At 38.9% G+C, this 18,303-nt stretch carries 20 protein-coding genes; 15 read left to right on the forward strand and 5 right to left on the reverse strand.

The window, feature by feature from the left end:
* Positions 1–2: 2 nt before the first annotated feature.
* Entirely contained in the window at positions 3–875 is an 873-nt protein-coding gene (sdaAA, locus tag CJ239_RS01340; protein WP_000500052.1) for an L-serine ammonia-lyase, iron-sulfur-dependent, subunit alpha, read from the reverse strand.
* Positions 876–883: 8 nt separating this feature from the next.
* Positions 884–1,555 (reverse strand): L-serine ammonia-lyase, iron-sulfur-dependent subunit beta, encoded by a 672-nt coding sequence (gene sdaAB / locus CJ239_RS01345; protein WP_000838912.1) that lies wholly within the window; start codon positions 1,553–1,555, stop codon positions 884–886.
* A 240-nt stretch (positions 1,556–1,795) separates the two neighbouring features.
* Here sdaAB and CJ239_RS01350 point away from each other — a divergent pair, with 240 nt between their 5' ends.
* On the forward strand, positions 1,796–2,443 hold the full coding sequence (locus tag CJ239_RS01350) for a LysM peptidoglycan-binding domain-containing protein (RefSeq protein WP_102210279.1): 648 nt from the start codon (positions 1,796–1,798) through the stop codon (positions 2,441–2,443).
* Between the two features lie 57 nt (positions 2,444–2,500).
* On the opposite strand, the gene CJ239_RS01355 is transcribed toward CJ239_RS01350, so the two are convergent.
* Positions 2,501–3,358 (reverse strand): helix-turn-helix transcriptional regulator, encoded by an 858-nt coding sequence (locus CJ239_RS01355; protein ID WP_102210280.1) that lies wholly within the window; start codon positions 3,356–3,358, stop codon positions 2,501–2,503.
* Positions 3,359–3,882: 524 nt separating this feature from the next.
* Between CJ239_RS01355 and CJ239_RS01360 the strand changes: the two genes are divergently transcribed.
* From CJ239_RS01360 to mnmG, 13 genes are all read left to right on the forward strand, one after another.
* Positions 3,883–4,284: a hypothetical protein gene (locus CJ239_RS01360; RefSeq protein ID WP_102210281.1), complete on the forward strand. Its 402-nt coding sequence runs from the start codon at positions 3,883–3,885 to the stop codon at positions 4,282–4,284.
* A gap of 73 nt (positions 4,285–4,357) precedes the next feature.
* On the forward strand, positions 4,358–5,149 hold the full coding sequence (locus CJ239_RS01365) for a hypothetical protein (RefSeq protein ID WP_102210282.1): 792 nt from the start codon (positions 4,358–4,360) through the stop codon (positions 5,147–5,149).
* Positions 5,136–5,942, forward strand: coding sequence for a hypothetical protein (locus CJ239_RS01370; RefSeq protein WP_102210283.1), 807 nt, complete (start codon positions 5,136–5,138; stop codon positions 5,940–5,942). Before CJ239_RS01365 ends, CJ239_RS01370 begins: the two co-directional genes overlap by 14 nt.
* Positions 5,943–5,955: 13 nt before the next feature.
* Complete coding sequence (locus CJ239_RS01375; protein WP_102210371.1) at positions 5,956–6,603, forward strand: ATP-binding cassette domain-containing protein; 648 nt, start codon at positions 5,956–5,958, stop codon at positions 6,601–6,603.
* A gap of 384 nt (positions 6,604–6,987) precedes the next feature.
* Entirely contained in the window at positions 6,988–7,575 is a 588-nt protein-coding gene (locus tag CJ239_RS01380; protein ID WP_102210284.1) for a hypothetical protein, read from the forward strand.
* A 157-nt stretch (positions 7,576–7,732) separates the two neighbouring features.
* On the forward strand, positions 7,733–9,841 hold the full coding sequence (locus tag CJ239_RS01385; protein WP_102210285.1) for an amino acid ABC transporter permease: 2,109 nt from the start codon (positions 7,733–7,735) through the stop codon (positions 9,839–9,841).
* Positions 9,838–10,467 carry an ABC transporter ATP-binding protein gene (locus CJ239_RS01390; protein ID WP_102210286.1) on the forward strand — a complete coding sequence of 210 codons (630 nt, stop codon included), beginning with the start codon at positions 9,838–9,840 and terminating at the stop codon, positions 10,465–10,467. Before CJ239_RS01385 ends, CJ239_RS01390 begins: the two co-directional genes overlap by 4 nt.
* Positions 10,468–10,892: 425 nt before the next feature.
* On the forward strand, positions 10,893–11,105 hold the full coding sequence (locus tag CJ239_RS11960) for a hypothetical protein (protein ID WP_102210287.1): 213 nt from the start codon (positions 10,893–10,895) through the stop codon (positions 11,103–11,105).
* A gap of 48 nt (positions 11,106–11,153) precedes the next feature.
* Entirely contained in the window at positions 11,154–11,360 is a 207-nt protein-coding gene (locus CJ239_RS11965) for a hypothetical protein (protein WP_102210372.1), read from the forward strand.
* A gap of 163 nt (positions 11,361–11,523) precedes the next feature.
* A complete protein-coding gene (mnmA, locus tag CJ239_RS01405; protein WP_102210288.1) occupies positions 11,524–12,645 on the forward strand; it encodes a tRNA 2-thiouridine(34) synthase MnmA in 1,122 nt (373 codons plus the stop codon).
* Positions 12,646–12,785: 140 nt separating this feature from the next.
* Positions 12,786–13,241, forward strand: coding sequence for an NUDIX hydrolase (locus tag CJ239_RS01410; RefSeq protein WP_180958182.1), 456 nt, complete (start codon positions 12,786–12,788; stop codon positions 13,239–13,241).
* 11 nt (positions 13,242–13,252) lie between these two features.
* Positions 13,253–13,681 carry an NUDIX hydrolase gene (locus tag CJ239_RS01415; RefSeq protein ID WP_084950697.1) on the forward strand — a complete coding sequence of 143 codons (429 nt, stop codon included), beginning with the start codon at positions 13,253–13,255 and terminating at the stop codon, positions 13,679–13,681.
* Entirely contained in the window at positions 13,671–15,584 is a 1,914-nt protein-coding gene (mnmG, locus tag CJ239_RS01420) for a tRNA uridine-5-carboxymethylaminomethyl(34) synthesis enzyme MnmG (protein ID WP_102210290.1), read from the forward strand. Before CJ239_RS01415 ends, mnmG begins: the two co-directional genes overlap by 11 nt.
* Positions 15,585–15,620: 36 nt before the next feature.
* Here mnmG and rnjA read toward each other — a convergent pair whose 3' ends face one another.
* A complete protein-coding gene (gene rnjA, locus CJ239_RS01425) occupies positions 15,621–17,300 on the reverse strand; it encodes a ribonuclease J1 (RefSeq protein ID WP_000331994.1) in 1,680 nt (559 codons plus the stop codon).
* Between the two features lies 1 nt (position 17,301).
* Positions 17,302–17,535 carry a DNA-dependent RNA polymerase subunit epsilon gene (locus tag CJ239_RS01430; protein WP_000639572.1) on the reverse strand — a complete coding sequence of 78 codons (234 nt, stop codon included), beginning with the start codon at positions 17,533–17,535 and terminating at the stop codon, positions 17,302–17,304.
* 275 nt (positions 17,536–17,810) lie between these two features.
* Between CJ239_RS01430 and CJ239_RS01435 the strand changes: the two genes are divergently transcribed.
* Entirely contained in the window at positions 17,811–18,026 is a 216-nt protein-coding gene (locus CJ239_RS01435) for a hypothetical protein (RefSeq protein ID WP_102210291.1), read from the forward strand.
* The last annotated feature ends 277 nt before the right edge of the window (positions 18,027–18,303 follow it).

Consider the following 18,303-nt stretch of genomic DNA (forward strand, 5'->3'; position numbering starts at 1 on the left):
GTTTATTCTCCGAAAATTTCTTTTTGGAGGCGACGACCAGTAGGGGTGGCAGCGAGTCCACCTTCAGCTGTTTCACGAAAGGCAGTTGGCATGCTTGCTCCTACTTGGTACATGGCATCGATCACTTCATCCACAGGGATTTTAGATTCGATACCTGCCAAGGCCATGTCTGCTGCGATGAAGGCAAAGCTGGCTCCCATGGCATTGCGTTTGACACAAGGAACTTCGACCAAGCCAGCCACAGGGTCACAGATGAGGCCTAGCATATTTTTAATGACAAAGGCAATGGCCTGACTGGCTTGATAAGGTGTTCCGCCCGCAGCCAGAGTCAAGGCGGCAGCACTCATAGCAGAGGCCGAACCAACCTCGGCCTGACAGCCACCCTCAGCACCTGAGATAGAGGCATTGTTTGCGATGACTAGTCCAAAGGCACCCGCAGCAAAGAGGAAATCCAGCTGTTGCTCGTGACTGAGATCTAATTTTTCAATCGCAGCAGTGAGAACGGAAGGGAGACAGCCAGCACTTCCAGCGGTTGGAGTAGCGCAGACCAAGCCCATTTTAGCATTGTGTTCATTGACTGCGATGGCATTTCGGGCAGCAGAGAGAATCGTGTAATCTGATAAGGTTTTTCCGTTTTTAATGTAGTGATCCAATTTGGCAGCATCTCCACCTGTCAGGCCACTACGAGATTTATTTTCATTGAGGCCGAGTTGGACAGAGGCTTTCATGACCTCCAGATTGCGTTCCATGAGAAGGAGGACTTCTTCACGTTCGCGACCGGTCAATTCAAACTCCGTTGTAATCATGAGTTCTGCAACATTTCCTTGAAAGTCCAGTTCTGCCTGCTCGACCAATTCTTTGATAGAATAAAACATGCTTCCTCCTATTTAAAGAAATTGACATTGTGGAGATGAGGGATTTTACGAATTTCTTCGATGGCCTCATCACAGTTGCGACTGTCGACTTCGATAATCATAATGGCTTTTTCACCAGCTTTTTCACGAGTAACATTCATCTGGGCGATATTGATACCATAGCGTGAAAGTGCCTCCGTAACAAGAGCAATCATACCTGGAATATCTTGATGAACAATGATGATGGTCGGTGTATTCATATTGAGAGAGACGGCAAAGCCATTGAGTTCGGTGACCTGAATATTCCCTCCCCCGATAGAAATACCAGTCACACTGATAGTTTTATGGGCATTTTTAACGGTAATTTTAGTAGTGTTTGGGTGAGGGGCATTACTGTCTTTCTGAATGGTCCAGACAATCTTAATACCGCGCTTGTGGGCAATCTCCAGACTGTTTGGGATTTCAGGATCATCTGTATCCATGCCCAAAATACCTGCAACAAGGGCTAGGTCTGTTCCGTGACCACGATAGGTCTTGGCAAATGAGTTAAAAAGTTGGAATTCGACTTCTGTCGGAGTATCATCAAAAATGGAAGAGACAATCTTCCCAATACGGACAGCACCAGCGGTATGGCTACTAGATGGGCCAATCATAACTGGTCCGATGATATCAAAGACAGATTGAAAACGAAGTGATTTCATCAGTTTCCCCTTATAAAAATTCTTATCTCTATTATATCAAAGAATAAAGGTCTTGGCTTTAATTGTGGATGAAAACCTTTTTACACTACAAATAGCATAAAAATAGTATCTTTTATGACAAAAAATAGCTTGTTTAAGGAAATAAAAAATAATTTTGTAATATTTCTACATAAAAGTGTCAAGAAACAGTAATATTTAAAGGGTATGATAGAACTATAGAATGAAGGAGAATTTTCGAATATGAAATCAACAACTAAAAAGATTAAAACAACTCTTGCAGGAGTAGCTGCCTTGTTTGCAGTATTTGCTCCATCATTTGTATCTGCTCAAGAATCATCAACTTACACTGTTAAAGAAGGTGATACACTTTCAGAAATCGCTGAAACTCACAACACAACTGTTGAGAAATTGGCAGAAAACAACCACATTGACAACATCCATATGATTTATGTTGGTCAAGAGTTGGTTATCGATGGTCCTGTAGCGCCTGCTGCAACACCAGCGCCAACTACTTATGCAGCACCAGCTGCTCAAGATGAAACTGTTTCAGCTCCAGCAGCAGAAACTACAGAAGTAGCAGAAGAAGCTCCAGTAGCAAGCGCTCCTGTAGCAGAAGAAACAGTAGCTTCAACAGAAACTTCAGCACCAGCTGCAACTGTAAGCGGATCTGAAGCAGAAGCTAAAGAGTGGATTGCACAAAAAGAATCAGGCGGTAGCTACACAGCTACAAACGGACGTTACATCGGACGCTACCAATTGACAGATTCATACTTGAATGGTGATTACTCAGCTGAAAACCAAGAACGTGTAGCAGATGCCTACGTTGCAGGACGTTACGGTTCATGGACAGCTGCGAAAAACTTCTGGCTTAACAATGGCTGGTATTAAGAAATAACGAATAGAATAATATGAAAAGGTCGAGGAACTCCCTCGACTTTTTTATCTTTACTTCGCTTGATAATAGGTCTCTACTTCTTTTTTGAGATGAGACAGCATAGAAGTTTCCTCGGTCAGCTCCAGAAGTGAGAAACCTTTTTGGATAAGTTTAGAATCATCCCTACAAATCCCAATACGGATATAGCAGATAGCAAGCATATCGTAGCTTTTCTTGTTTTTGGCATCCTCCAGTAAAGTGTAGCAGATTTGCTTACACATGTTTTTATCTTGATTGTATAGATAGAGTGTGGAAAGGTTTAATAGAATTGTCATTCGCAAGTCATATAAATGTTGATAGTTTTTATAGACTTCTAAGCGTTGCAAGATTTTTCCAGTGATGAGATGGAGGTGTTCAATGGGCAAGCTGAAAAGGATGGTATTGAGGATTTTTAGGTCACTTTCATACCATGTATCTTGTTTTTCAATTTTTTCCCACAGTTTTTGGATAGTCTGTTTCACTTGGTCTGATAGTTGCTCTGTACCATGTTGACGGATATGAATGACAACTTCCAGCATATCCCTGATCTCTTCTATAGGGAGGTCATGATGGGTCTTGAGATAGTTTTGGCATGTTTCAAAAAAATGAACTAGACCACTGCTACCAATGATGGAATTCATATTGAGATAGGTTTGCATGATTTCTGTCCGTTGACTCGGCTGATAGAGATGGCAGATGTAGTCAAACTCTTCAAAACTCATATTGATTTGACGGAGAAGAAATTCCATATTTTCATATTTGGGAGTTGCCTTGCCGCTTTCAATCTTTGATAGGCTGGTTCTTGAGAGGACATTTCCACAGATCTCTTCTTGGGTCAATCCTTTTGACTCACGTATTTCTTTATAGACCTTTCCGAAATCATAACGCATGGGTTTTCTCCTTTTTGTGAAAAAAGTTAACAAATAATAAAATCCTATTAAAAATATTGTATCATAATAACAGGAATAGTAAAAAAGAAAGCTAAAATAATGTGTGAAAAAAGTTAACTAATTGTAAAATAGAGTAAAGAAGAAGTATACTATAGATACAAAATACAGATAGGAGGAAAAAAGTATGAATAAAAAAGTTTTTCGCTTTTTAGTTGTTCTTGCTTTTTTATTCAGCATTGCTACGGTTTTCCCATGGAAATGGCCGATATAATGCGCTAGTTGTAAAAATGAAAGGAAGGTGTGTCCAATGGATTATTTAGTGATTACATAAGATTTTCTGTGAATGCTAATATCGTTTTTAAAGTAGTTATTCGATAAATTTGAATTAATTATAATTTTGCTTTTTAGTTTATCATATTTGGTTTTACAGAAAGTATATCATATCCCAAATTAAAGAAAACAACACAATACAACATGTTTTTCATTTTGTGTTGTGTCGTAAGTGGAGCGAAAGGATTGTAATAATGAAAAAACCAGATACTAAAACAAAGTTATTTGCAAGTATATGTGCTACGTTAATGATTGGTGCAATGGCTGTCTCTGCTAGAGAAATTTCGGACTACGATATGATTATGCCGAGATTCGGAGGTCGTACAGTGACTGACTCATTATATAAAACAAATCAATCAAGAGGAGTAAATAATAATACATCAATCGGTGGTGGTTATACAATGCACTGTGCTATTTTTAGAGGTGACGATCAAATGACACATACATATTCTGCAGGTAGTGGAGATAGGATTTATTTGAATTATAATAGTCCATCAGATGCAGAAGGATCTAATCTTAGATTGGGTGGATGGACAGGGTTCGCAACATATGTTAAAGTTCAAACCAGCGGTTCATGGAGTCCTGATGAGTATTAAGAGCTAGAATATAGGTTTGTATATTTGGGGGTGAGCATGTTCGCTCATCCCATTTGTTTTATAGGAGAGAAGTATGGATTACAAGGTCAGTATGTTTTTAAAAGGGATGAAAAATAAGCAATTCTTTTTAGCAATATTAATTATTTTAACTTCTATGATATTTTCTGTAAGTGCATTTATTGAAGAGGGGATGGAGTATTTTTTTAATCATGATTATATTGTGGCATTTTTACAAGGTTATAATGGTGATAGGTCGTTGTTAATAGTTTTGGCACCTCTTATTGCAACAATTCCTTTTGCGTCACAGCATATCGAAAATAGAAAAAGTGGAACAATGAAATATATTGTATCAAGGATGGGATATAAACAGTATTTTAATTCTATTTTTATAATCAATGGATTCATATCATTTACAACATTTATTTTTGGAATGTTATTATTCTTGATAATGTCAATTTTATTTTTTAATAGAAGTATAAATATGGATGCTTATTATGCAATAACAAAAGTTTCTATTTATGAATCAGCAGTGAGGATATCCCCGTTATTTTATGTAGTAATAATCATTTTACATTGTTCCTTTGTTGGCGTTGCATATAGTAGTGTTGGATTGGCGATGTCATATTTTATTAAGAGCAAATTTGTTGCATGGTTATCCCCATTTATTTTAACGACAATAGGATCATTGTTTGCTATGTTTTTAGGTCTTACTAAAATTGAACCAATGGCAATTTTTGATGTTTCAAGAGTAAAAGGAATAAGCGTAGTATTTGTTTTTGTATACTTAATCCTTATAGTAGTAATATCATATTGGATGTCGTATAAAAAATTTAAAAGGGATATAGAAACTGATGAAGAAATTTAAAGAATTAAAGAATAAAGAAGATTTTTATATAGGTTTTATATATTTATTAGTTGCTTTTGCTATATTAGCAAATTTTAGTCAGCTGATAGTATTGAAATATAAATTTGGGAATTTTCATTTTGGTGAGCTGATTCTTATCATGTTTAATGATTCCTATACTGGATATTTCACCTTTCCGTTTTTATTAGCTTTCATAATGATGCTACAAAGCCCAGTTGAACAAAATATATTTTTTGTACTAAGTAGGTATTCAAGTAGAAATGATTTTTATAGAAATAAGCATTTCAAAATTTTGAAAAGTGTGATTTATTATGTGGTTAGTATTTGTATATTTTCCACCATAGTAGGAATAGGAGATTCTAACTTTGGCATCGGCATTTCAACAGCCACAAAAAAATTTTCAGAAACGTATTTATTTGGAAATTTTGAAACGAATATAGTAATTTATGAGATAGTAAAGATAATAATTTTACAAGGATTGTTGCTATATTTCTTTTCCCTGCTCCATGCACTTTTAACACAGTTTAGAATATCACAATCGTTAGTATTTGTTATCTATACGGGCACTTTGATTGTAATGGCGGGTTCAGCATTGGGCTTTTTAGGAGAACATCTGAGAGCATTTTCATTGTTTTCCATTTCTGGTTCAGTGTATGGTTACGGCATAAATTTCATTGGTAGATGTGGGATATTGGTATTTGTTGATGCAATGTTGGTTCTATTAAATTTCAAAATATTTGAAAATAAAGATATTACATTACCTAAAGGAAGTAAGCAGTATCAAAATGAGTAAGGAGTTGAAACGTATGGATTGTATAAAAGTAGATCATCTTTCAAAAATATTTGGGAAAAAGTATGTTATAGATGATGTTAGTTATGTTTTTGAATCAGGTAAAATATATGGAATTGTAGGAACCAATGGATGCGGGAAAAGTGTATTATTTAAAATGCTTTCAGGATTAATGAAACCTACTACTGGTAAGATTACAATTGGGAGTGTAATTGTTGGGGAAAATGGTTCTATGCCACTTGATGTAGGGTTACTTATTGAAAATCCGGGATTTTTGCCTAGCCTAACTGCATTAGAGAATTTAGAGCAATTAGCTGCAATCAAAAATAAAATTACTAAGAAAGAGATTGAGGAAGTATTGAATAAGGTAGGTTTATATCAGGATAAAGATGTAAAAGTAAAAAATTATTCATTAGGCATGCTACAAAGATTAGGGATTGCCCAAGCATTGATGGAAAATCCTAAGATTTTACTCCTAGATGAACCATTTAATAGTATGGACTATGAAGGTGTAGAAGAACTTAGAAAAATAATTAAGAGCTATGCTCGAAAGAATCATATTACTATGTTGGTCACATCCCACAATAAAGAGGATATTGAAGTATTATCTGATATTGTTCTTGAATTGAAAAACGGTAAATTAGTTAAGACATCTAACTTTTAGTAATGGTAGCTGGCTAACTTTATTATAGGTCTTTCAATATACTTTCCCGAAATCATATTGCATGATTTTCTCCTTTTCGTGAAAAAAGTTAACAAATAATAAAATCCAATTAAAAATATTGTATCATAGTAACAGGAATAGTAAAAAAGAAAATTAAAATAAGCTGGGTGTAATTTTAAAATGGGCTTAACAGTACTATGATGTAGTTAGAAAAGGGGTGGAAAAATGTTTAAAAATAAGGAACTTTTTCGAGTAGTCATGATATTTGTGATAGGAATTATCCTAATTTTAATGACACCCGTCTTATTTAAAGTTGTGATGGAACTATTTTCAAAATAAATAGGTTTCTGTTTTAGGCGGAGTAGTGAATCAGGAGGTTAAGCGATGAACTACAATTTAAAATATATCTTATCAGGAATATTTGTCCTAGTCTTTATAGGTTTCCTAGTCTGGATGCGTTATTTTAATCAGAAGAAGGAAGAGGAGCATTCAGATGTGTCTTTTGAAGCGAGGTTAGATAGTGAAGTCAAGACCTTATATAAACAACTAGGATTGGGTGAGGAACCTAACTATTTCTTAGCTTATCGCTACTTACACCCTTGGTTTAATCTAGCGATTTTACCACCAACAGTTGAAATTCTCTTAACTAAAATAGCACTAGTGATGGTAACATCAGATGAATTGCTGATAAGAAATCTTGGAAATGGGATGACTTTCACAAATGAGCATCATCGCGATTTGCGGCAAGGACTTATCCGCATTCCAAAATCAGAGATGAAAGAATTTGAGATTCGCAACTGGAAAAGAGCTTTTGTATTTGGCGATTTTTTGACAATTAAAACAAGCCAACATAGCTATTATTTACAGGTTAGAGATGATGGACTTCAAAAAGGAAGTCTTTCTACCAAACATTTCTCCGACTTGAAACGACAAGATTTTCTAGGATTATTGACAGATAATCGAACATTCTGATAGACAATTGCCTAAAAAACAAATCTCCGAACGTTCAAACATTCAAAAACCACACAGTGTTTCTTTCAACTTGATTGTATTCAAGATTGGAATGACAGTGTGGTTTTATTTAGAAGTTAGTTTTAGCTAGCCTCGTCTCTTCACGGGAGGTATCTCTATGAAAAAAATCAGCCATCTTTGTATGTTTCTGCTGTTGCTGTGTACCACTTTTTTTGTTTTTAATGTAAACTACACACGTGAGGCGGTTCGGATTCGGGAAATGGGAAAGACTGTAGATTCTTTGGATTTGTACTTGAAAGATATTAACGAACCTGCAGCGTCTGTTCTTCGATTTTTTGAGGATGTATCAAAGGAGTACAAGGTCTCCATCATCAAAACAGACAGTGGTGATGAGGTAATCAAGTCTGGTGTTTTTGATAAAGATACCTTCCCCTACCAAGAGTTTGGGATTTCTTCTCTTGATTTTACCACAGATGGTGAAGGAGTCTACAGTAATAAAAAAATTTCTAATAAACTTGGTACGATACCGACCTTTCTAAAAGCCAAGCCTATTCAGCTTATAACTTTTCAAACCTATATCAAGGATACATCTCGTAGTTTAAATGGTCGCTATACGATAACTTCTACACAAGAGATGGATAAGGATAGGATTGTACAGAAATGGAGCGATTTTTTCAAGATAGACCAGGCTACTTTGCTAGAGCCTACCTATAAAAGTGCAGTGGAAGTCATAAATCGAGATTTGCTTTTATCTGCCATTGTTTTTGTCTTGGCTATTTTACTTCTTGTGTTAGTAACAGTTTATCAGCCGATGATGGAGATGAAACGAGTGGGGGTTCAAAAGTTACTTGGTTTTCAAAGCGGAGCGATTTTAGCTGGTTTTGTAAAGACTAATTTTTATCTTCTCTTGGGTGGAAGTCTTGTCATTGACTTGGGACTATTTTTAGTGCTGGACTACAGGCCAAAACTTCTGTTCCCAAGTTTACTCTTATCCCAATTTCTGCTTTTACAGTTGTATTTGTTCATCAGTTGGCTGACCTACCTGATGATTCAGAAAATGACAGTCAGTTCCATGTTGAAAGGTTTTTCATCTGTCAAACTTGGTCTTATCTTCAATTATGTGATGAAAATAGGGACAACTATTTTACTGACGGCCTTACTGATTGGGGTGGGCAGAAGTCTAGAACAAGAAAACAAAGAACTTGCTTATCAGCAACAGTGGGTAAGCCAAGGGAATTACTTGACCTTAGAAACCTTCCAACTCAATGATAACCTGTGGCAAGAAGAGCTAGCAGGGTCAGGGAAATCTACAGATTATTTCTACCAATTTTATCAAGATTTGCTAGCAAAAATACAAGTAAATTATGTGCGAAGTGCGAGTCTTCCTATCAAACCAGTCATCAAAGCTGAACAAGTACAGCAGTACCAACTGCCTGATAAGGTAGATGTTTACTATGCTAATAGCAATTTTCTAAAGAGCAAGGGATTCAAGTTACCAGATACCAGCACTAAAAAAGTTATTTTGATGCCAGCCAGTGCCAAAGGACAAGAAGGTAAGAATCAGTTCTTGGGAAAATCCATAGCCTATCTTTCTATGAGGTATGAAGATCAGCAAAAGCAAACAATAGAAGATATGGATGTAGAAATTGCCTACTATGAAGGAGATTGGTCTTTCTTCCCTTATAATAATGAGCGAAAGGAAAATCTCCACAATCCAATCATTAGTCTGGTAAATGATCAAGACATGATGTGGGAAGAAAAGACTCGCTTGTCAACGACAGGTTTAAACAATCCTATGAAAGTTGAAAATACAGAACAAAATCAAAAAGTGATTACGGAGTTAGTTGAGAAATTATCAGATGGGAATTATTTAAAATTTTCATCGCTTCAAGCCATTCAACAAGAGAAAGTAGATTCTTATCGAGATGCAGTTCGAAATCTTAATATACTCTTTGCTTTGTTTGGTCTCCTTAGCATGATGATTTCCTACTTCTTACTAGTAACAACTTTCTTATTGAAGCGCAGGGACATCATTACCAAGAAATTTATGGGGTGGAAACTGGTCGATCGCTACCGCCCTCTTCTAGTTCTGCTCTTGTTGGGCTATAGTCTCCCTCTTCTAGTATTGATTTTCTTTGCCCATGCGCTCTTGCCACTCCTGCTGTTTGCAGGCTTTACATGTCTGGATATACTATTTGTGCTAGTCTTGGCTTCTAGGATGGAGAAAAGAAGTCTAGTAGAATTATTGAAAGGGGGCATCTTATGATTGAGTTAGAAAATATTACCAAAACCATTGGAGGAAAAGTGATTTTGGATCACTTGTCTCTCAGGATTGATCAGGGAGATTTGGTTGCCATCGTTGGAAAAAGTGGTAGTGGTAAGTCGACCTTGTTAAATTTATTAGGTTTGATAGATGGTGATTATAGCGGACGGTATGAGATTTTTGGTCAGACAAATCTAGCGGTCAATTCTGCTAAGTCGCAAACAATAATCCGTGAGCATATCTCTTATCTGTTTCAAAATTTTGCCCTGATTGATGATGAAACGGTCGAGTACAATCTTATGCTGGCGCTGAAATATGTGAAATTGCCTAAGAAAGACAAGCTTAAAAAGGTAGAAGAGATTTTAGAGAGAGTAGGTTTGTCAGCTACTTTGCATCAAAAGGTCTCCGAGTTGTCTGGGGGTGAACAACAACGAATTGCAGTTGCTAGAGCCATCTTAAAACCCAGCCAGCTGATTTTAGCCGATGAACCAACAGGTTCTCTGGATCCTGAAAATAGAGATTTGGTCTTGAAGTTTCTCTTAGAGATGAATCGCGAGGGGAAAACAGTCATTATCGTGACCCACGATGCTTATGTAGCCCAACAATGTCATCGAATCATTGAATTGTGAAAAATACAGAAATCTTATCAAAAATCTTTAGATTTAAGGATACCTTTAAAATTTAATTTTAAAACACTCACTTATCAACATTTTTTGATTGATAAAAATAGGAAATTGGTTGTTTTTGGGAGATTCACTAAAATTACCTCCTAACCACACGTACTAAAAAGATACTTCCTAATAGAGTATTATCTCTACACAAGGGATTGTTTTCTTTTTGGAGAAACGTTGCAGTGAATGGAGCAAGTACTTATTTTATGAGGATAGAAGATGATTCGACTAAGTGATAAAGTTAGACTAATATTTGCTCTTTAAAATTATAATTAGGAAATAGCGTTAGTGAGTAGGTAATCATTTATTGATTGGATTTTTTAATGCTATTGATGAATGGGATAGAAAAAGTGACAATAAATTAAGAACAGGATGATAGTATTATGATGGTTGTTTTAATTTCAGTGGTTGTGGCATTTCTGTATTATGTAATTACAGAATATTTTAAGAATAGTTATATTGATTGTATACTATTTCTATCATTGCTAATTTCTCATTTGATATGGGATTACTATTTTTTGCCCATTGAAATCTTAGTGGCATTAAGTGGAGTAAATTTGCTGTCAAGATTTTTCAAAAGAAAGAGAAGTCAATAGAGTTGTTAGTGGATTATAAAGATGAAAGGTAAAATTGGGATATTTAAAATGAAACATTTTTTTGCAGGATTTGGTGAAATAAACTTTATAAATTATCTATTGTATATATGTGTAGGACTAGCCCCTCTTTTTCATATATATGTCATAGGTTCGGAAATGAGTTTTGTGAAAATAGTATTATCTATTTTGGGAATTATATTTGTTTGTATTTTAACTATTGCTCGAATTTATAGGACTTTTTTCTATAAAGAATAGTTTGGAATGAATAAGTATCTTATGTAAGAGGTTGGTAGATTATCAGCCTCTTTCTTGTCTTCTCTAACCAAGCGTGTTATAATGAATACTGCTCAAGCGACCTTCAATCGTTAAGCACACACGACCTTCAATCGTGAATAAACGAATAGATGGGAGACTTACCATGAGTGAGAACTCTAAAACACGTGTTGTTGTGGGGATGAGTGGTGGTGTTGATTCGTCGGTGACGGCTCTTTTGCTCAAGGAGCAGGGCTACGATGTGATCGGTATCTTCATGAAGAACTGGGACGACACAGATGAAAACGGTGTCTGTACGGCGACCGAAGATTACAAGGATGTGGCTGCGGTGGCAGACCAGATTGGCATTCCTTACTACTCTGTCAATTTTGAAAAAGAGTATTGGGACCGCGTTTTTGAGTATTTCCTAGCGGAATACCGTGCAGGACGTACGCCAAATCCAGATGTTATGTGCAACAAGGAAATCAAGTTCAAGGCCTTTTTGGACTATGCCATGACCTTGGGGGCAGACTATGTAGCGACTGGGCATTATGCCCGAGTGGCGCGTGATGAGGATGGGACAGTTCACATGCTTCGTGGCGTGGACAATGGCAAGGATCAGACCTATTTCCTCAGCCAACTTTCGCAAGAACAACTTCAAAAAACCATGTTCCCTCTGGGACATTTAGAAAAGCCTGAAGTACGCAGACTAGCAGAAGAAGCAGGCCTTGCAACTGCCAAGAAGAAAGACTCGACAGGGATTTGCTTTATCGGAGAAAAGAACTTTAAAAACTTCCTCAGCAACTACCTGCCAGCTCAGCCTGGTCGCATGATGACTGTGGATGGTCGCGATATGGGGGAGCATACAGGTCTTATGTACTATACAATTGGTCAGCGTGGCGGCCTCGGTATCGGTGGGCAACACGGTGGTGACAATGCCCCTTGGTTCGTTGTTGGAAAAGACCTAAGCAAGAATATCCTCTATGTCGGACAAGGTTTCTACCATGACTCGCTCATGTCAACCAGCTTAGAAGCCAGTCAGGTCCACTTTACTCGTGATATGCCAGAGGAGTTTACGCTCGAATGTACGGCTAAATTCCGCTATCGTCAGCCTGATTCTAAGGTGACTGTACATGTCAAAGGAGACAAGGCAGAGGTCATCTTTGCGGAACCACAACGCGCCATCACACCAGGTCAGGCAGTTGTCTTTTACGATGGAGATGAGTGTCTCGGTGGTGGTTTGATTGACAATGCCTACCGCGATGGACAAGTTTGTCAGTACATTTAGATTGACAAATTTTCTCAATTTGCTACAATAATAAAAGCAATAGAAATGATGGTCAAAGCTCATGGATGTTGCAGGCTTTTTTGTCCTGCACTTCTTTGGAGTTTTGACTGTTTTTGTGTCGTTTAGAGGAAAGGACAAAAATGACTCAACAAGACTTTCGGACAAAAGTAGACAATACGGTTTTTGGTGTTCGGGCGACAGCCTTGATTCTCCAAAATCGCAAACTCCTAGTCACCAAAGCTAAGGGCAAGTATTACACTATCGGCGGTGCGATTCAAGTCAATGAAAGAACGGAGGACGCGGTAGTCCGTGAAGTGAGGGAAGAACTGGGTGTCAAAGCTCAAGCTGGGCAGCTAGCTTTTGTGGTTGAAAATCGTTTTGAACAGGACGGTGTTTCCTATCACAATATCGAATTTCATTATCTAGTGGATTTGCTTGAAGATGCCCCGTTGACCATGCAGGAAGATGAGAAGATGCAACCCTGTGAGTGGATTGACTTGGATAAGCTTGAGGGTATCAATCTAGTTCCAGCCTTTTTGAAAACAGCCCTACCAGATTGGGACGGCCAACTAAGACACATTCATCTTGAGGAATAGGAGAGAAAGGGATGGTTAAGCTTATTGCCCATGTACTTGTTCATAGTGGTGATGATTATTTGCTCATTCAGCGTTCGGAAATTAAAAGAGGACAACCCAACGTTTATCCAACTTACTGGGATATTCCTGGTGGCGGGGTTGAAAAGGGTGAACTTCCGCGAGATGGAGCTCTTAGAGAATGTATTGAAGAAGCGGGAGTTAGGCTAGATAGCAGTTCGCTCAAACTTCTTCACGAAGATAGTCAACTGGATACCTCTAAGGATACTGTCTTTACTCGATTAGTTTATAAAGCAGAGTGGGTTGGGGAGAAGCCAATTATCAGATTAGATCCTGAAGAGCATACGCACTTTAAATGGGTTACTATGGCTCAAGCTCTAGAGGAGGAGAAGTTAGTTCCTTATTTACGAGAAATTTTTGAAAGGTTAAGAAATGACATATAATTTTACTGAAGAATACGATATTATTGTAATTGGTGCGGGACACGCTGGGGTCGAGGCTTCCTTAGCCGCTAGCCGTATGGGCTGCAAGGTCTTGCTTGCGACCATCAACATTGAAATGCTGGCTTTCATGCCTTGTAATCCCTCTATCGGTGGTTCTGCCAAGGGAATTGTTGTGCGTGAAGTCGATGCCCTCGGTGGTGAAATGGCTAAGACCATTGACAAGACTTACATCCAGATGAAGATGCTCAATACAGGGAAGGGGCCAGCGGTGCGTGCCCTTCGTGCGCAGGCTGACAAGGAGCTTTACTCTAAGGAAATGCGCAAGACAGTTGAAAACCAAGAAAATCTGACCCTTCGTCAGACCATGATTGATGAGATTTTGGTCGAAGATGGAAAGGTTGTCGGTGTACGTACGGCGACCCATCAAGAATATGCTGCCAAAGCTGTTATCGTGACGACAGGGACGGCCCTCCGTGGGGAAATTATCATCGGAGACCTCAAGTACTCATCAGGTCCTAACCACAGCCTAGCTTCGATTAACCTTGCTGACAATCTTAAGGAACTTGGTCTTGAAATCGGTCGTTTCAAGACAGGAACGCCTCCACGTGTCAAGGCTTCTTCTATCAACTACGATGTGACAGAGATTCAGCCAGGGGACGAAGCGCCAAATCACTTCTCATATACTTCACGTGATGAGGACTATGTCAAGGATCAAGTGCCATGCTGGTTGACCTACACCAATGGTACCAGTCATGAGATTATCCAAAACAACCTCCATCGTGCGCCTATGTTTACAGGTGTGGTCAAGGGAGTGGGACCTCGTTACTGTCCGTCGATTGAGGACAAGATTGTGCGCTTTGCGGACAAGGAGCGCCACCAACTCTTCCTTGAGCCAGAAGGTCGCAATACAGAGGAAGTCTATGTCCAAGGACTTTCAACCAGTCTGCCTGAGGATGTCCAACGTGAGCTGGTTCATTCTATCAAAGGTTTGGAAAATGCTGAGATGATGCGAACTGGTTATGCCATTGAGTACGACATGGTCTTGCCACACCAGTTGCGTGCGACTTTGGAAACCAAGAAAATCTCAGGACTTTTCACTGCTGGTCAGACAAATGGAACGTCAGGTTACGAAGAGGCTGCTGGCCAAGGGATTATCGCGGGTATCAATGCGGCTCTGAAAATCCAAGGTAAGCCTGAGTTGATTTTGAAGCGCAGTGATGGTTATATCGGGGTGATGATTGATGACTTGGTGACCAAGGGAACCATTGAACCCTACCGTCTCTTGACCAGTCGTGCCGAATACCGTCTCATTCTTCGTCATGATAATGCTGATATGCGTTTGACCGAGATAGGACGCGAGATTGGACTTGTGGACGATGAACGTTGGGCTCGTTTTGAAATCAAGAAAAATCAATTTGACAATGAGATGAAACGCCTAGACAGCATCAAACTCAAGCCAGTCAAGGAAATCAATGCTAAGGTTGAGGAGATGGGCTTCAAGCCGTTGACAGATGCAGTAACAGCCAAGGAGTTCCTTCGCCGTCCAGAAGTTTCTTATCAAGATGTGGTGGCCTTCATCGGACCAGCTGCAGAGGACTTGGATGACAAGATTATCGAATTGATTGAAACAGAAATCAAGTACGAAGGCTATATTTCCAAAGCCATGGATCAGGTTGCCAAGATGAAACGCATGGAAGAAAAACGCATTCCAGCCAATATCGACTGGGATGATATTGATTCTATCGCAACCGAAGCCCGTCAGAAGTTCAAACTCATCAATCCAGAAACCATCGGCCAAGCCAGCCGTATTTCGGGAGTAAACCCAGCAGATATTTCTATTTTGATGGTGTATTTGGAAGGTAAAAATCGTAGTATTTCTAAGAATCAAGAAAAGAAAGCATAGAGAAAAACAGCTCCGAAGACGGGGCTGTTTTATAATTTATTCTTCATCTGGTGTGAGGATCATCGGGATAATGATTGGTTCACGTTCTGTATTTTCATAAAGGAAGGGGCGAATGGCGTTGACAATGGCACCATTGACAGATTGCACGCTAGCGTCCTTGTTTTTCAGTGCGATACGAATAGCATTGAAGAGGATGCGTTGACTTTGGCGAATCAAATCGCCAGACTCTCTCATGTAGACAAAACCTCGGCTGAGGATATCTGGACCAGACAGAATCATCTGCGATTTGAAGTCAACAGTTGCGACTGCCAGAACGACACCGTCTTCAGATAGATCACGACGGTCTTTGAGGACAGCAGCGCCGATTTCACCGATACGATTTCCATCGACATAGATGTCTTGGGCGTTGAAATGACCTGCGATACGAGCTGAGTCAGCAGTAAGGGCAAGTACATCACCATTGCTCATGATAAAGATATTGTCCTTCTCGACACCAGTATCTACTGCTAGTCCAGCGTGGACTTTTTGCATGCGGTATTCACCGTGGACAGGCATGAAGTATTTTGGCTTAATCAAGCGGAGCATAAGTTTTTGCTCTTGCTGACCACCGTGTCCAGATGTATGGATATTGTTAACCTTACCGTGGATAACTTCGACACCAGCTTCAGAAATGATGTTAATCAGCTTGTTAACGCTAGTAGTGTTTCCAGGGATAGGACTTGAAGAGAAGATAACCGTATCACCTGGTTGGAGTTGCACCTGACGGTGGGTTCCGTTGGCGATACGAGAGAGGGCTGCCATCGGCTCACCCTGACTACCTGTACAGAGGATGAGAACCTCGCCTGCAGGGTAGTCTTTGATTTCATTTGGCTCGATAAAGGTTCCCTTAGGAGCTTTGATGTAGCCAAGATCAATTCCGTTGACAATGGCCTTTTCCATAGAACGACCAAAGACCGCAATCTTACGCCCAGTCTTAACAGCAGCCTCTGTTGCTTGTTGGAGACGGAAGATATTTGAGGCAAAGGATGCAAAGATGATGCGTCCTTCAATACCTTGGATAATCTTCATGATGGACTGGCCAACGACTTTTTCAGAGTTGGTAAAGGTTGGTACTTCCGCATTTGTTGAGTCAGATAGAAGACAGAGAACACCTTCTTCACCAAGGGCAGCCATACGATGCAAATCTGCTGGTTCACCAACTGGTGTTAAGTCAAACTTGAAGTCACCCGTACAGACAATTTTCCCTTGAGGAGTATGAATGACAATCCCCAAAGGCTCTGGAATAGAGTGTGTAGTTCTAAAGAAAGTTGCCTTGAGATTTTTAAAGGTCAACTCAGTATTGTGGTTGATTTCGTAAAGTTTGGCGTTGCGCAAGAGGCCGTGTTCTTCGAGTTTCCCACGGATCAAAGCCAAGGCAAGCGGTCCAGCATAGATAGGGACATTTGCTTGCTTGAGCAGGAATGGAATCCCACCGATGTGGTCCTCGTGTCCGTGGGTAATCAAAACAGCCTTGACGCGGTCGATGTTGTCTACGATGTAAGAGTAGTCAGGGATAACATAGTCGATACCAAGCAAGTCATCTTCTGGGAATTTAATCCCAGCATCGACGATAATAATCTCATCTTGGTATTCAATTCCGTATGTGTTTTTCCCGATTTCTCCCAGACCACCGATGGCAAAAACGCCGACTTCTTCAGGTTTAAGAGTATAGGCCATATTAGAACTCCGTGATTTCGAAGGCGCCAGTTTCTTTTTCGTAATCTAGCAATTTGTCAGACAAGAGTTCGATATACTCGATATTGTACTCTGGGCGATTTTCTTCGACAAGTTGACGAGCAGCGATACGACCCTCAAGTTCTGAGCTGGCATCGATGTCTAGGTAAAGTGCGCGTGTAGTTTCACGACGTGGGCTACGTTCTTTTGTTTCTTGATAAAAAACTTTGTAAATCATATAGTTCCTTTCTATTTACAGGTCAGCTTATTCCAAACTTTTAGCAGAGATTTGCTTGATTTCATTCCATTTTGTGTCTAGATTGACCTTGATTCGTTACAATTATTTCAATTATAACATAAAATGAAAGATTAGTAAAAGACGGAAACGAGAAAGCCATAGAGTCCTTTGGTAAGCGCTTGCAAAAATGAAGAAAATATGTTATCTTGATAATGGGAGTGAAATTTATTGCTTGTCATAATTTCATATAGTGTTTAAGTCAAGGAGGTTGCCCTATGAATAGTTTATTTGCTTTTGCTATCGGAGTTCGCTTGGTGGCTTTTATTGTTTTTGTTGCTTGTGTTTATGGAGGGAATCTTCTATTTGCCAAACTGGAACAACGACAAAGCAAGTTCTTGTGGAAAATTACTTTTGTGACTCTCTACTCGCTTTTTCTACTCCTTGTAACATATGTAGTTTGGTTTGTATTTTACTTTGGATTAAATGCTTAGATGCCCTGCTCATGCTGGGGCATTTTTGTTTAGGGGCAAAACATAGTAAATTCATGACACGAAAATTCCACCCCTTCTATCAAGATGAGGTGGTCTTTGCATTTTTCTAAAATGACATGACAATGAAATTTTCAGAGCTTATTAGTTTTATGTTAATGATTCTTCTGTTCAAAAATAGAGTTGAAGCATAAAAATAAAACAATACAAACAGATAAATCAATTGGTAAAGGGATAGTAGTAATGTTTAAATCATTGAGAATGCTGAGAAAGCTGTAAG

This window comes from Streptococcus sp. UMB0029, assembly GCF_002871495.1.
GTDB lineage: Bacteria > Bacillota > Bacilli > Lactobacillales > Streptococcaceae > Streptococcus.